Genomic DNA, 14,692 nt, shown 5'->3' with positions numbered 1-14,692 from the left:
TCATTCTTTGGGTACGCGTATTTTCGTTTATCCGGTTTAATCTTCGTGACAGGCTTTACGCCGTTCCAGCTGCCTCTATGCAGCCTAGGATCGATCCCGCCTTGCCGCAGCTTCTTCTCGAGCTGCTTTCGTGCCATGCTCTTCGCCATGCTTCATGCACGCTCCTTATTCGGTTTTGCAGCGGTTTCCCGCCTTCATTAGTTTACGCGATAAGAAGGCTGAGATTCAAGGGATAAACGAACAAATAAAGAGGGAACGGCTCAACATCCGCTCCCTCTTTACATCTAATAAGCTTCGCGCCGATCCGGCGGCAGCAGAAAGGCTAGAAGGCCGATAAGCGGCAGCACGCTGGAATACGTCATCATCTTCTGCAGGCCCCATGCTTCTGCGGCATGCCCCAGTATAATGGCGCCGAGCGCTCCCATGCCGAAGGCCAGACCCGTAATGAGCCCCGATGCCATGCCGACATTGTTCGGGATGAGCTCCTGCGCGTACACGACGCTGACCGAGAAACCGGACAATAGGATGAAACCGAGCACAAAGCTTACCGGGTAAATCCAGCCGAGCGGTAAATGCGGCAGCAGCACCGCAAACGGCGAAGCGCCGCCGATCGAGAACAGAATCATCCGTTTACGCCCGAATTTGTCCGCAAGCACGCCGCCGAAGAACGTACCGAGCACGCCGGCAGCCATGAAAATGAAGATCGGCACTTGGGCGGCTTTCACGGACAGCCCGTATTTCTGCTCGGCGAAAAAGTTGTAGAAGTTCGAAATGCCGCTGAAATACCACGACCTCGAGAACACGAGCAGAATCAGAATCGTCATCGCCAAAACGATGATGCTCCGGCTTTGGCCTGCGGCGCCGTTAACCGTGCCTGCTTTGGCAGCAGACTTCTTCGCCGGCTTGCCATACAGCTCCAGCTGCCCTTTGTACCACGGTACGACGCGGAGCAAAATGGCGATTGCCGCAGCAGCCAGCAGCGTGCCCCAGATCGCACCGGGCTGGCCAAGCGGCAGGAAGATAAAGATCGTCATAAGCGGTGCCAGCGAGCTGCCGGCGTTCCCGCCAACTTGATAAATCGACTGAGCCAAGCCGCGACGGCCGCCTGCCGCGAAGTACACGACCCGAGAGCCCTCCGGATGGAAGATCGCGGAGCCAAGGCCGATAAAGATAACCGCCAGGATGACGGACAAGAAATTCGGCGCATAAGCAAGGCCTGCCATCCCCAGCAGGCTAAGGCCCATCCCGACGGGCAGCATCCACGGCATCGGCCGTTTGTCGGAGAAATAGCCGACGACAGGCTGCATAACGGAGGAGGTCATATTGAGCGTAAAGGCGATCCAGCCCATTTGACCATAGCTTAGATTCAGCGATTTTTCGAATACGGGAAATAGTGCGGATACGACGGCCTGCATCGTATCATTCAGCAAATGTACAGCGCTGATTGCGAACAGAATGACATAAAGCGTGCCGGTCTGCAGGACAGTCGCGCGCGTCGAAGCCGTTGCCATAGCGGCCAACCACCTTTCTCTACCATAAAGCCGTTCAAAATCAAAATCTACCAGCAACCATAGCATAAACGGCGCTGGGTGACAATTATCCAATCTTAAGTAAAATTCCCAACTAATATTTGGAAATGAAACCGTTGACATCATCATACTAGCCCGTTATTCTTTTTATAGTAGTTTCGCATATGTGAGGGGAGATATGTCGTGCCTAAGTTTCGTAACCAATCCCGCATCTCATTGCTGCGCGTATCGCTAGTAAGTTCGATCGCCGCTTTGATGCTTAGCAGCTGCTCCTTGCTGCCCGCCGAAGAAGAACCGCTGCAGCCGCCCGTCCTTGCCAAGAAAGAAGAAATCCATGAACTGGAAGCCGTCAAGCGCGGCAATATGGAATTATACTTATCCTCCACCGCAACCGCCTCCTCGGAAACGAATAAATCCGTTGCTTTTCCGGAATCCGGTGCGATATTGAAGAAGCTGCACGTTCAACAAGGCGACACCGTGAAAGCAGGCCAGCCGATCGCGGAGCTTGATACCGGCGATTTGCCGCTGCGGATCAAACTGCAGGAGCTGACGGTCGAGCAGCGCTCGCTTCGCCATTCCGATGCCGTGAAGAGCGGCGATAAGAATGAAGCGAAGCTTGCCGACATTGATCTCGAGCGCGAGCAGCTTCAGCTCGATGCCCTGCGCAAGCAATATCAGAAGTCGCTGCTAGTCTCGCCTTCCGACGGCGTCATTACGTACCTGAACGAACTGAAGCCGGGCGAAGCTGTGGAAGCCAATCAGACGATGGCGATCATCTCGAACCCGGACAAGGTCAACCTCGTCTACGAAGCGACGGACGTCACGAAGATTTCCGCCGTTCAGAAAGGCACCGAGGTAGACGTCACGATCAAAAAGAAAACGTACAAAGGAACGGTCGTTCAAACGCCTTCAACCGCCCCTAAGAGCGAAGACGAAACGATCAAGAGACGTAACGCCAGATCGCTGATCATCGCGCTTAACGAGCCGAAACCGGCCCTTGAAATCGGTAAGCTGGCGGACATCAAGCTGTTTATCGAGAAACGAAGCGATGTGCTGATCATTCCGCGCAGCGGACTTTACAGCATGTTCGGCCGTAACTACGTGAAGATCATCGAGAACGACCGCGTCAAAGAAGTAGACATCGAGATCGGACTCAAGACCAGCAACGAGGTCGAAGTGAAGAACGGCGTAGCCGAGGGTCAGAAGGTCATCCTCGATAGTTAAAATGAAAACAAGCGTCCCGAGCAGGCGTGTATGAGCTTCAATCATACCCCTTGCCCCGGGACGCTTTTTTAGTTATTCGCTCTATTTCCCCTGCAGCGTGAACGCAAACGAGTAGGTCCTGTTCGCATGCAGCAAATATTGCGGATGCGGCAGCGCGCCCCAGCTGTCGTCCCCTCCGACACCCATCTGCTTATAGTTGATCCGCACGACCGTCTTATCGCTGACAGGCAGCTTATGGACGTGATCATGCGCTTCCAGCTCAAACGGCGAGTATGGCAGCACATTCAGCTCAAACGTAGGCTCGCCCGTAATATGCAGAACGCTGCCTGCGCCATTGCCGATCGCCGCGCGGCGGACAGCCATCTTATTGCCGCACTCCTGCGGACGGAGATAAGGGACAAATTGGTCCGCCGGCTTGCTTTGGAACAAGCCGAGTCTTGCGCTCTCCTGGCGGTCCCAGTACGACTCATGCGGCCCTTTGCCGTACCATTCCAGCTCGTCGAACGATCCGTCCATCACAAACATCATGCCGATCTCCGGAATTTCCGGCAGCCCTTCGCCCGGCGCCAGCTGCTGTAGCACTTGAATCGCTCCGCTGCCGAGAACCGTGTACGTGACGGAGCATGCCGATTCCGCCGTTGTCGGCAGCAAATACGCCGCATGTACGATTACCCGGTCTGCCAGCACGTCGAAGCTAAGCTCGAGCAGCACCCGCTCCTCGCCTGCGCCGCGCCAGGTCGCGCAGCGTTCATGGTGCTTGTTGCCGCGGTCGTTATCGGTATACGCACGCCAGAAGTTAGGCGCGACCGCGCTCTTCAGCAGTTCGTTGCCGCCTGCTTGATAGGAAACTAGGCTGCCGTTTATTTTGCTGAAGACGGCCTCGAAGCCTTCGCCGCACACCTTGAGCGCATCGGCCAGTTCGAAGGCTTCAACCGCGCCGTAGCTCTTCACCCGCGCTGCGATTGCAGTCTTCTTCTCCGCCGGAAGCACGAATTGCCCGAACGCGACTTCATGACCGGCGGCCGCCCAATCCGAATCCTCCGTTGTCACGAAGCTGATCGTCAGCACCGCTTCTCCCGCTTGCCCTTCACGGTCCGGCAATGGCAGCGCCACCTCTTGGCTCACGCCCGGCGCGATCGAAACCGTCAAGCTGCCCTCGGAAGATACGACGCCGTCCAGCGCAACCGTCCACTGCAATTTATAGGCATCGAGATTCGTGAACAAGTTTTTGTTCCGAATCCGGTACAGGCCTTGCTTGCCTTCAACCTCCGTAATCTGAACGTTCTCATAGCATTTCTTCACTTCAATCAGTTTCGGCGTAATCGAGCGGTCAGCCAGGATCAAGCCGTTGCCGCAGAAATTGCCGTCATGCGGCGTTTCGCCGAAATCGCCGCCATAAGCCAAATAGGAAACGCCGTCTTCTCCGGTCGTCCAGATCGCTTGATCCACCCAGTCCCAAATAAAGCCGCCCTGGAGCACCGGATACTTGTCGAACAGCTCCGTGTAAATATGCAGCCCTCCGCAGCTGTTGCCCATGGCATGGCTGTATTCGCACAGAATGTAAGGCTTCTTCGGACGGAAATCATGCGCATATTCGACCAGTTTATGCGGCTTAGCGTACATGTAGCTTTCTACGTCCGTCGCCGCAGCCGATTCCTTCCACATCGTAACGCCCTCGTAGTGTACGATACGCGTAGGGTCCGCTTCGCTGAGGAAATCATGCATCTTCACGAAATTATCGCCGCCGAACGATTCGTTGCCGAGCGACCACATCACGATCGATGGATGGTTCTTATCCCGCTGCATCATGGAGTTCGCGCGGTCGAGCACATTCGCCGTCCAAGCCGGATCGCTTGCCGGTACGTTGCGCGGCATCAGCTCCTGCTGATCGTACGCCCAGCTGCCGTGCGTCTCCAGGTTTGTCTCATCGATCACATACAAACCGTATTGGTTGCACAGCTCATACCAGAGCGGATGGTTCGGATAATGCGATGTACGGACGGCATTGATATTATGCGCCTTCATCAGCTTCACGTCCGTGATCATATCCTCCAGTCCCAGTGCGCGGCCGGTATGGCAAGAGAACTCGTGGCGGTTCGTCCCTTTGAAGACGATGCGCTGCCCGTTAATGAGCATGAGCCCGTCTTTGATTTCGAACTTGCGGAAGCCCGTCTGCGTGCTAATGACCTCGAGCTGGTGCTGCTCGGCATCTTTCAAGCACAAGACGAGCGTGTATAAGTTCGGCTGCTCGGCGCTCCACTTGAGCGGATTTTCCACGAGCACGGAAGCTTCGACGTCCACCTCCGCCTCGCGGCTGTCCAACGTGGTCGTAACGACGAGCGGCTGCTTCAGCACCGGCTGCCGCTTGCTGTCATACAGCTGCGCCTCGATCGTAACCGTGCCCAGATCCGCTTCCCAATAGTTCATAATATTCGCTTTCAGTTTCAGCTCCGCATCGCGGTACTCCTCATCAAGCTCGGTCGTAACGAAGAAATCGTAGATATGCGCCTTCGGTACCGTGTACAAGTACACCTCCCGGAAAATGCCGCTCATCCGCCAGAAATCCTGATCCTCCAGCCAGCTGGCATCGCACCAGCGGTAGACTTCAACCGCAAGCTTGTTCTCGCCTGCGCGCAAATACGGCGTTAGATCGAACTCAGCCGGCGTAAACGTATCCTCGCTGTAGCCGACAAGCTCGCCGTTTACCCAGACATAGAAAGCCGATTCTACGCCCTGGAAGCTGATAAATACCGGCTGTCCCTCCCAATCGCCGGGAATCGTAAATGTACGCACATACGAACCGACCGGATTATATTTCGTCGGCGCGAATGGCTGGATCAGCTCAGGCTCCGATTCCTCCCACGGGTAGCGGATGTTCGTATATTGCGGATAGTCGTACCCCTGCAGCTGCCAGTGTCCGGGCACGTTGATCTCGTCCCAGCCGCTGTGGTCGAAGCTCTCTTCATAGAAATTGGCGATTCGCTTCGACGGCGTTTCGGCGAATGCGAATTGCCATTTGCCGTTCAGCGACAGCTGGCTGCGGGACGCGCTGCGGTCGTTAACGAGCGCCTCCTCGACAGATGCGAAGGGCATCAGCGTCGCGTGCGCCTTCATGCGGTTCAGCTCGAATAGTTCAGGGTTGTTGTTCCATTCCGGATAGCCGTTTGCAGGCGGCGTGTAAGTCCATTTACGTTTCAACCAAGAGCACCTCTTTCATGGGTCTATGACACGTTATAAAGTTACTTTAAAGGACGCGAATCCAAGCGTAAATATAAAAATTACAGGCCCGCATATAAAAAAGAGGAACGGCAGCCAGAAGGGACCTCCCCTTTCGATTGCCATTCCTCTCTACACTTGCCCAAAATAAGCTATTCGAATCGCAGCGCCTCGATCGGTCTGAGATTGGACGCCTTATTCGCCGGGAACAGGCCGAACAAGACGCCGATGAACACCGAGAAGCCGAAGGCCAAGCCGATGATCGGCAGCGATAGCACGACCGTAATGCTCATCGCGTTGGACAGTACCTGGGACGCGCCGACGCCGATGCCGATGCCCAAGAGGCCGCCAAGGCCGCTCAGGGCGATCGCTTCGATCAGGAACTGGGTCAAAATATCCCGTTTCTTCGCGCCGATCGCTTTGCGGATGCCGATCTCCCGCGTCCGCTCCGTAACGGATACGAGCATGATATTCATGATGCCGATGCCGCCGACGAGCAGCGAGATCGCCGCCACGCCTCCGAGCGCGAGCGACAGCGTATCCGAGATGCTGCTGAAGGAATCGAGCAGATCCTGCTGGTTGAAGACGCGGAAGCTGTCCGTATCGCCGCGGAATTTTTTCGTGAGCGCCGTCTCGAGCTCCGCGACGACCGCGTCCATTTTATCCGCTTCCGCTACTTGGACGTTGATCGTACGGACGCCCTTGGACTTGAACAGCCGCTCCGCCGTCGTAATCGGAATGACGACCACTTCGTCGTTTGAGCCTTGCAGCGAGCTGCCCTTGGAAGCCAGCACCCCGACAACCTTGTAGCGGACGCCGTTGATCAGAAACGTTTGGCCGACCGCATTCGTCGTGCCGAACAGGTCCGTCGCCGTCGTTGAACCGAGCACCGCAATCTTTTGATAGTAATCCAGATCGATCTGCGCGACGAAACGGCCTGCCGCTACGTCATACTCCTTCACGTCCAAATAGTCTTCCGTCGTGCCGACGACGCTGACGGACGTGCTTTCGCTGCCGTTCTTCACGGTCGCATTCGACTGGTTGATCGGAGCGGCAAATTCGATATCTTCCTTATCCGTGATTTCTTCCGCTTCCTTATAATCGATCGTCGTCTGCGAGCCGCGTCCCGTAATGTTGACGGTCAGCAAATTCGTGCCGAGACTTTGAACCTGATCGGTGACCTGCTTCGTCGTCCCTTGCCCTACGCCTACCAGGGCGATGACGGCCGCCACCCCGATGATAATACCGAGCATCGTGAGCAGCGAACGCATTTTGTTGGCGAGAATGCTTTTAGCCGCCATTTTGAACGCTTGACCCACGTTCATGACGCTCACCGCCTTCTTCGCTGATTTGGCCGTCCTGAATCCGGACGACCCGCCTCGCTTGCTTGGATATTTCGTTATCGTGCGTAATGAGGACGATCGTATGGCCTTGTTTGTTCAAGTCCTTCATTAAGCCCATTACCTCGGTGCCGGTGCGCGTATCGAGCGCTCCAGTCGGCTCGTCGGCGAGCAATATCGGCGGGTTGCCGGCAAGCGCCCGCGCAATCGCAACGCGCTGTTGCTGACCGCCCGACAGCTCGCTCGGCTTATGCTTGACCCGATCCCCGAGCCCGACCTTCGTCAGCGCCTCGATCGCCTGCTCTTTGCGAAGCTTGGCCGGGATGCCCCGGTAAATGAGCGGCAGCTCCACGTTTTCGAGCGCCGACAGCTTATTGAGCAAATTGAAGCCTTGAAAAATAAACCCGATCTTCCGGTTGCGTATTTCCGCAAGCCGGTTTTCCCGCAGCCGGCTAACCTCTTCGCCGTCCAGCCAATACTTGCCGGAGCTCGGCGCATCCAGGCAGCCGATGACGTTCATGAGCGTCGATTTGCCGGATCCGGACGGGCCGATGATCGCGACAAAATCGCCATGGTCGATGCGCAGCGAAATGTCGCTCAGCGCGTGGACGGTTTCGCCGCCCATTTTGTACAGCTTGGACAGCGTTTCGATCTGAATGAGCGCTTCGCGTTTTGCTTCCATTACCGTGCGCCTCCTCCAGCTGCTCCGCCTACTCCACCGCCACCTGGCGCGCCGCCGCCGAAGCCGCCTCCGCCTCCGCCGCCGGCAGCACGTTGGAATCCGCCGCCGCCTCCAAATCCGCCTCCGCCCAAGCCACCGAAGCCGCCCTGTGCGAAGCCTGCTGGCGCTTGCGCCGAATTCGCAGTTCCGACAACCGTCGGCACGACGACTCGTTCGCCTTCCTTGAGTCCGGATAAAATCTCGATATAGTCCTCGTTATGAATGCCGACTTGGATCATCTGCGGAACGCCGCCGCCGAAACGGCTGCTGAAATCGCCTCTTGCTCCCGAACGGTTGCCGGTCGCACCGCCGCCGGCACCGCCGCCAGGCTGACCGCTGAAACGGCCTTGACCTTCTTGGCCTTGGGTTTGGCCCTGGCCGCGGTCCGGTGCTTCGCCGCCATTCGGTGCTTCGCCGCCGTTTGGCGTGCCGCCGCCAGCTCCTGCTCCGCCGCCAGCTCCAGCGCCGGGTGCGCCGGTGCCTGCCGTCTGCGTGCCGCTTGGCAGGAAAACCATATAACGGTTGCCCAATGATTGCACGGCATCGATCGGAAGCATCAGCGTATTTGCCTTCTTTTCGATCTCGATGCTCGCTTCTGCAGACATGCCGCTCTTCAAATTTGCGGCTTTATCGAGCCCGATGGTAACGTCGAAGGAGGCTACGCCGTTGCTTGCCGTGCCTTCGTCGGCGATTTTGACAACCTTGCCCTTGAACGACTGGTCCGCCAGCGCTTCTACGGAGACCGTTGCGCTTTGTCCGATTTTGACCTTGGAAATATCAAGCTCATCGATGCCCACGACCATCTGCAGGCTGGCATAGTTCGCGATTTCCATTAGATCCGCCGATGGATTCAAGGAATCGCCTTCCGCTACGTTCAGTGTCGTAACGGTACCGTCAATCGGCGCCGTAATCGTGCCGCCTCCCTGGCTTTCCTGCAGATCGGCGATCGTCGCCTGCGATTGCTCGATAGCAAGCTGCTGTTTCTTGAGGCTCAGCTTCAGATTCGCGATTTCGCCATCTTCCGTTGCCTGCTTCAGCTTATCTTGCGTATCTTCCAGATCAAGCTGCTTGCTCTCGAGATTGAGCTGCTCCGATTTGATTTTGTCGGAATTATCCTCGCCTTCAACCGTGAGGAGCACGTCGCCTTTCTTGACGATCCCTCCCTCCTTCACGTTCACCTTATCAACAGTGCCCTGCTCTGACGCTTTGACCGTCTGCCGGTCTAGCGGAGCGAGGCTGCCGGTGCCGCTGACATGCACCTCGATCGTCCCTTTCACGACTTGGGTCGTCGCTTGCACCACCTCCGGCAGTTCCTCCTTCTTGCCCATCTTCATATAAACGACTACGGCAGCCGCGACTAGCAGCGCGCCGATTCCGAGCAGCCACCATTTTTTCATTGCCCGTTACCTTCCTTTCCCGGCATGCCCGGCATGAACCGTAGCGAGATGTATTGTGCCGTCTTGTTGTCCGAGGATAGCCATACGGTTACGATGTCGCCTTCCTTCAAATCCGACGCTTTCAGCGTGTTCTCGGTCATGCCGTCCTGGCCGCGTCCCATCGAGACGATCTCCGTTTCGGCATCCACGCCGATCGTCGACTGCGCATCCTCGAACTTCATCTGATTCATGAAGCCCCCGCCGCCAAAACGGCCGCCGCCTTGACGGTCGCCATTCGGAGCGCCGCCCGCGTTACCGCTAGCGCCGGCGTCATCTGGAGGAGCTGGCATTTCACCGGCGTCATCCGGGGGAGGCGGCAGTTCGCCGCCGTCGTCCGGCATCGGCGGCAGCTCGCCCTCCGGCGGAGCTGCGTTATTGCCGCCGGCTCCCGCATCCCTGTTCGGGCGCTGGCCGCCTCGGCCGCCAAACCCGCCTTGCGGCATATCCGCCGGAGACATCGTCGACTTTTGAACGGTGATGCTGTCTCCGTCCGCCTTCACGACCTTGGCGAAGAAATCCGCCGTCCGATCCGGCTGATTGGAGCCGCCGGCATTAAAGCCGGCCGACGCCGCAGCTTGTCCGTTATTCGCTGCCTGTTGATCCCCATTTTGCGATCCGCATCCCGTCAGCATCGCCGCCAGCAGCATCGCCGCTGCCATTAATTTCAAACTGTTGCGATCCATATGGTTAAAATTCCACCTCTCTGCGCGTTATCCGAATTTCACATTAGCACGCTTAAATGAAGTCCATGTGAAGAGAACCAATCTCGCATGACAGACAACATTTCAGAGTTGAAAGCACAAAAAAACCGGACAGGATTTCTCCTGCCCGGCTGCTTATGCCGTTGCCGATGCTTATAGAATAGCGTACTCCGGCTTAACTTTATTGAAGTGCGGATTCTCGCCGCACACCATGAGGCCCATGCCCCAGTCGAAGTGCTCTTTGTTTGTCGGGAAGTCCGACGCGCTGCGGTATTGGAACAGCACGTTGCGACGTGTCCGCTCGCTGCGGTTCGCAGGCGAGCCGTGAATCGTAAGGTAGTTGAAGAACAGCACGTCGCCCGCTTCCGCAATGCACGGCACGCCGTCGGATACCGGATATTCCTTCGCGTTCAGATAGTGTCTGCCTACGTGCTGCAGCGCACCTTCCTTATGCGAGCCCGGGATGACGTGAAGGCATCCGTTCTCCAGATCGGCATCGTCCAGATGAACGCTGGCCGCAAGCATGGTATGCTGCTCATGCGGGAAGTACGGATAGTCTTGATGCATCGGGAAGGCCGCGCCGTTCTCAGGCGGCTTCACCAGCATTTTGGAATGGTGCAGCTGGACGTTCGGCCCGATAATTTGCGACAGTACGGCCGCCATATTCGGATGCGTTAATGCACGCAGAAAGGACGCATCGTGGTAGTGCACGTCATGGAAGCCTTTCAGCACGAGCTTCTTCAGCTCTTCCGGCGGAAGGAAGTCCCCCTGCCACTGCGCATTGTGATCCATTTTCGCTTTAGCGGCACGGTCGATAATGCCGTCAACCGCTTTGCGCATCTCGAGAATCTCTGCTTTATTGAACACGCCCTTGACTAACAAATAACCATTCTCTTTGTAAAATTCCACATCCTGAGCTGTAATCATGATACAATCCTCCTAAGAGTTCAATGTGCTTCCTATGGCTTTATTGTAGAGGAATCAAGGTGTTTCGGTCTTTAGCCAGAGAAGCCACCTTTTTGTCTTTTCACGCCATTAACTTAATTCGGTTAGAAGGGATTGTATCTCATGTTTCTTTGGGAAGAGAGCGGCACGTGGCTGAATCAGTACGCCCTTCGGCTCAAGACAGCCGATGCGGTTTTTACCGTTCATTATTGGGGGGTGAATGGGCACCTTACCTCAAATTTTCTGCATAAACACTCCTTCTTCGAAATCTGCTACGTCATCGACGGGAAGGGCACGTATCTGGACGACGGCAAGACCTATCCGATACAAAAAGGGACGATGTTCTGTTCCCGCCCAGGCATCACCCATTACATCCAGTGCGATCCGGAAATCGCAATCGTGTACGTAGCTTTCGAGCTTGACGAGAACGGCAGCGCGGAGCAGGTCCGCGCCTCCTTTCAGGCGTTGGCGGAAACCAAGACTTGCGTCATTCAAAACGCGGATCACCTCGCCGCCGCCGAGCTGTGGCGGTCGATGCTCCGAAGGTCCGGGGACTCGCCTTCCTTGCCGGAGTCCGTGCTGCCGCAGCTTGCCGCGATGCTGCTGCTCTCGCTGCCCGGCGTATTCTGCAAGCCGCTCCAGCAAGCCGACTGGAAGGCGCCCCGTCGCAGCTCATCGGCACTGCTCAAGCAAGCGAAGCTGTTCATCACCGACAACTTGAGCGATGACGATCTTTCGCTGGACAAGGTCGCAGCCCAGATCAATCTGTCGCCGCGCCATCTCTCGCGCTTGTTTTCCTCCGGCGTTTATGAATCATATACGGACTACGTGCGCAAGCAGCGCGTCCGCCAAGCCGCCGAGCTGCTCCGGTACTCGGAGCTGTCGATCAAGGAAATCGCGGAGCGGACCGGCTTCGGCTCCGTCCATTATTTCGCCCGCACGTTTCGGGCGCTTATGCACACTACGCCCGCTCGGTTCCGCGACAATTCGCGCGCGCACGACTAGCCGGCAGGATTGTGAAACTATTTTTATCCATTCGGAGTATAGTTTTATGAAATGAAATACCTTCCAGGAGGACGTAATGAAAAAAATTTTTATTGCAATATTCATGGTTTTAGTGCTGGCCGGTTGCGATAAATCAATTTCGCTTATTGGAGAGAGTGATAGTTGGAGCGGTGAATACACTGCAAACATCAGTGCGCATAGGGAAGATGGAAAGTACGTTTTTAGTTATAAAAATGAAACAGACGAAGAGCTTAAAAACATTGAAATAACGATTAATGAAAAACTGGTGCGTAAAGAGAGCGACTACAAAGGTAAAATAATTGAAATTTCGACTGGTTGCGCAGGCTGTGCAGTAACTGACGATACTTTGCCAATCAAAGTGAAAATGAACTGGGATGACAAAGAAGAAACCTTTTATTTGAAAAGTTAAACGGATATATGAAACTGCCTAAGAGCTTTAGTGTTAGGAGGATCAATGATGACAGCCAAAAATCGAATAACGATCTTTGTGGTTCTTTGTGCTTTACTTATATTAACAAGTTGTTCTAAATCAAAAGAAGAAAAGCTAATGGAACAGATTACAGCTTTGAATGCAGACAACTCAATTATAGATACAATTATTACAAAAGTTGATCAAGGACTTCAAAATGGAGTGACTCTATCCTCTTTAAGAAATCCTGATCATAGGCGGCCTAGTATCTATAAATTAATTTCTCAATTAGATTCCTTAAAGGTGATTCAAGACAAGCCTTTAATTCCTGAATACTTTTATTACCTTTCAATAAAGGCTCAAGAAACCCAAACATTACAGACATTTGATATCAATATAGTAGTCGATCCGAATTTTAGCTATCTCAAATTAATTAGTTTAGAAACAAGTAATAGGAAATTAGGACATATAGATATTGATAAAGAATTTGAACTAACAAATGAACTAAAGGCCGAATTAACACAGATCATATAGGGCTGAGGGTTTGCTTTTTAAATAGGCAAGGCGGAAACCTCTTTTTGCCGCATTACGCGATCCTGACCGCTTCTCTAGCAAAGTTCTCGCAAGCCCACTTCCCCACTACTCTACTACTGCTTCTTGAACCGTCAGCGCTTCATCTATCCAAGTTCACACAAAAATACCCGGAAGGCGCAACCCGCCTGCCGGGCCGATCATGGATTCGCGCATCTGCTTACAATATCCGTCCAGGTCACGGCGATTCGCTGAACATCTTCCCGGGTCAGGTCGGCACCGATCTGGATCGCCAAATAGGCTAGCAGCGACGCCGCTTGAACGGCATGCTTCGCGCCCGCGGGAATGTGCAGCACGTCCCCGGCGCTGATCGAAGCCAGCTTATCTTCGTAGACAAAGGTGCCGGTTCCGGAGAGAATCACCAACGTTTCCTTCCTATGCGCGTGCAGGTGATAGCTTGTATGTTTCCCGGGCAGCAGGTCGATTTTTTTCGTCAGCGATTCGGCAGCGGCATCCGTCTTGGAATAGTCCAGGATGCGGTAGGTGCCCCATCGCTTCTCTCCGGACATAGGGTGCTCGGGCGAGCCGCCCAGCAGCTGCTTGATTTGATTGGCCTTGCCCTTGTCGGCTACCAGAATCCCTTCGGCGCTTGCGGCAACGATCACATTCGAAACGCCGATCAAGCGAATCGGGCACGCCAGCTCATTGACCACATGCGATTGCACGGAGCCGCCCGAGATTTCGCCAAGCCCGATCACGCTGCTGCCTAAATACTCCGTGAACACTCTCCAGTCCCCTAAGTCGGACCAGCCTTTTTCATAAGGAATGACCACCGAATGCGCCGTCTTCTCCGCCACTTCGACATCGAAGCTCGCATCCGGAAGCTGCGTATACCGGCCCAGCAAATCATCGTAGCCGGCAGGCAGCCCTCTGCTCCCTAGGATCGAGAGCATGAAGGATAACGGAAACGCGAACACGCCGCAATTCCACATCGCATGGCTGGCAATCAGGCGGGCGGCATGCGCTTCATCCGGTTTTTCCACGAACTGGACGATGGGCAGATACCCCTTCGCTGCGGCCGCTTCGTCGCTTTTCTCCGGAACGATATAGCCAAATTGGCTAGAAGGATGATCGGGAAGCGTGCCAAGCAAAGCCAGCTCGGTGCCGGATTGGGACAAGTAGTCCGGAAACCGCTTGAGCACCGTAAAAAACGCCGCCTCCACATAAAGATCGGCCGGCATGACGCATACCGTTTCCTCGGGCGCAACCCCCAGCTTATCGTGCAAATAGGCGGCAGCGAGGGCAACCGCCGTAAAGGTTCCTCTCCGGCAAGGCTCGGCAACCATGCAGAGCTTGTCGCCGACCTGGCTTTGGAACATTTCCGCTTGGCTTGCTTGCGCGACGATCGTCGTTTCCGGAAGGAGCCCCGCTTCCTCCAATTGGCCGCACACCCGCTGAATCATCGATTGATTGCCGCCGCTCTCCGAAGGGAGGAGCTTCAAAAATAATTTCGAACGGACTTCGTTCGACAATGGCCACAGCCGCTTCCCCGAACCGCCGCTCAGTAGTACAATTCGCAATGCCATCCCCCCTTGAAAAAACAATGTGCCTTCC

General features: G+C 55.3%; 12 protein-coding genes. 4 read left to right on the top strand and 8 right to left on the bottom strand.

From position 1 onward, the window contains the following. Positions 1-284 precede the first annotated feature (284 nt). A complete protein-coding gene (locus tag DL346_RS17285) occupies positions 285-1,511 on the bottom strand; it encodes an MFS transporter (RefSeq protein WP_112883401.1) in 1,227 nt (408 codons plus the stop codon). A 201-nt stretch (positions 1,512-1,712) separates the two neighbouring features. On the opposite strand from DL346_RS17285, the gene DL346_RS17280 reads away from it, so the two are divergent. After that, positions 1,713-2,753 carry an efflux RND transporter periplasmic adaptor subunit gene (locus tag DL346_RS17280; protein ID WP_112883400.1) on the top strand — a complete coding sequence of 347 codons (1,041 nt, stop codon included), beginning with the start codon at positions 1,713-1,715 and terminating at the stop codon, positions 2,751-2,753. Positions 2,754-2,834: 81 nt separating this feature from the next. Here DL346_RS17280 and lacZ read toward each other — a convergent pair whose 3' ends face one another. The 6 genes from lacZ to DL346_RS17250 form a co-directional block, all read right to left on the bottom strand. Continuing rightward, positions 2,835-5,951, bottom strand: coding sequence for a beta-galactosidase, LacZ type (gene lacZ, locus DL346_RS17275; protein WP_112883399.1), 3,117 nt, complete (start codon positions 5,949-5,951; stop codon positions 2,835-2,837). A gap of 170 nt (positions 5,952-6,121) precedes the next feature. Next, complete coding sequence (locus tag DL346_RS17270; protein ID WP_112883398.1) at positions 6,122-7,294, bottom strand: ABC transporter permease; 1,173 nt, start codon at positions 7,292-7,294, stop codon at positions 6,122-6,124. Further along, on the bottom strand, positions 7,260-7,991 hold the full coding sequence (locus DL346_RS17265) for an ABC transporter ATP-binding protein (protein WP_112883397.1): 732 nt from the start codon (positions 7,989-7,991) through the stop codon (positions 7,260-7,262). The genes DL346_RS17270 and DL346_RS17265 overlap by 35 nt, the downstream gene beginning before the upstream one ends. Further along, on the bottom strand, positions 7,991-9,427 hold the full coding sequence (locus DL346_RS29770; protein WP_112883396.1) for an efflux RND transporter periplasmic adaptor subunit: 1,437 nt from the start codon (positions 9,425-9,427) through the stop codon (positions 7,991-7,993). Before DL346_RS29770 ends, DL346_RS17265 begins: the two co-directional genes overlap by 1 nt. Next, entirely contained in the window at positions 9,424-10,149 is a 726-nt protein-coding gene (locus tag DL346_RS17255; RefSeq protein ID WP_112883395.1) for a hypothetical protein, read from the bottom strand. Before DL346_RS17255 ends, DL346_RS29770 begins: the two co-directional genes overlap by 4 nt. A gap of 171 nt (positions 10,150-10,320) precedes the next feature. Beyond that, positions 10,321-11,094, bottom strand: a complete 774-nt coding sequence (locus DL346_RS17250) for a phytanoyl-CoA dioxygenase family protein (protein ID WP_112883394.1) — start codon at positions 11,092-11,094, stop codon at positions 10,321-10,323. 141 nt (positions 11,095-11,235) lie between these two features. Between DL346_RS17250 and DL346_RS17245 the strand changes: the two genes are divergently transcribed. The 3 genes from DL346_RS17245 (at position 11,236) to DL346_RS17235 (ending at position 13,081) form a co-directional block, all read left to right on the top strand. Beyond that, a complete protein-coding gene (locus DL346_RS17245) occupies positions 11,236-12,117 on the top strand; it encodes an AraC family transcriptional regulator (protein ID WP_112883393.1) in 882 nt (293 codons plus the stop codon). A gap of 76 nt (positions 12,118-12,193) precedes the next feature. Then, the gene (locus DL346_RS17240; RefSeq protein WP_165822549.1) at positions 12,194-12,547 is read left to right on the top strand and encodes a membrane lipoprotein lipid attachment site-containing protein; all 354 of its coding nucleotides are present in this window, start codon (positions 12,194-12,196) and stop codon (positions 12,545-12,547) included. 45 nt (positions 12,548-12,592) lie between these two features. Further along, entirely contained in the window at positions 12,593-13,081 is a 489-nt protein-coding gene (locus DL346_RS17235) for a hypothetical protein (RefSeq protein ID WP_133257539.1), read from the top strand. Between the two features lie 197 nt (positions 13,082-13,278). Here the strand turns inward: DL346_RS17235 and DL346_RS17230 are convergent, their stop codons facing one another. Continuing rightward, positions 13,279-14,658, bottom strand: a complete 1,380-nt coding sequence (locus DL346_RS17230) for a sugar phosphate nucleotidyltransferase (RefSeq protein ID WP_165822548.1) — start codon at positions 14,656-14,658, stop codon at positions 13,279-13,281. Positions 14,659-14,692: the final 34 nt, after the last annotated feature.

Source organism: Paenibacillus montanisoli, from assembly GCF_003268025.1.
Classification (GTDB): domain Bacteria; phylum Bacillota; class Bacilli; order Paenibacillales; family Paenibacillaceae; genus Paenibacillus_Z; species Paenibacillus_Z montanisoli.
This window is presented reverse-complemented; position numbering and strand designations above follow the sequence as displayed.

Bases quoted from the DNA above. Each gene is read 5' to 3' on its own strand.
- DL346_RS17285 (WP_112883401.1), bottom strand. From the start codon at position 1,511: ATGGCAACGGCTTCGACGCGCGCGACTGTCCTGCAGACCGGCACGCTT.
- DL346_RS17270 (WP_112883398.1), bottom strand. From the start codon at position 7,294: ATGAACGTGGGTCAAGCGTTCAAAATGGCGGCTAAAAGCATTCTCGCC.
- DL346_RS17265 (WP_112883397.1), bottom strand. From the start codon at position 7,991: ATGGAAGCAAAACGCGAAGCGCTCATTCAGATCGAAACGCTGTCCAAG.
- DL346_RS29770 (WP_112883396.1), bottom strand. From the start codon at position 9,427: ATGAAAAAATGGTGGCTGCTCGGAATCGGCGCGCTGCTAGTCGCGGCT.
- DL346_RS17255 (WP_112883395.1), bottom strand. From the start codon at position 10,149: ATGGATCGCAACAGTTTGAAATTAATGGCAGCGGCGATGCTGCTGGCG.
- DL346_RS17250 (WP_112883394.1), bottom strand. From the start codon at position 11,094: ATGATTACAGCTCAGGATGTGGAATTTTACAAAGAGAATGGTTATTTG.
- DL346_RS17245 (WP_112883393.1), top strand. From the start codon at position 11,236: ATGTTTCTTTGGGAAGAGAGCGGCACGTGGCTGAATCAGTACGCCCTT.
- DL346_RS17240 (WP_165822549.1), top strand. From the start codon at position 12,194: ATGAAAAAAATTTTTATTGCAATATTCATGGTTTTAGTGCTGGCCGGT.
- DL346_RS17235 (WP_133257539.1), top strand. From the start codon at position 12,593: ATGATGACAGCCAAAAATCGAATAACGATCTTTGTGGTTCTTTGTGCT.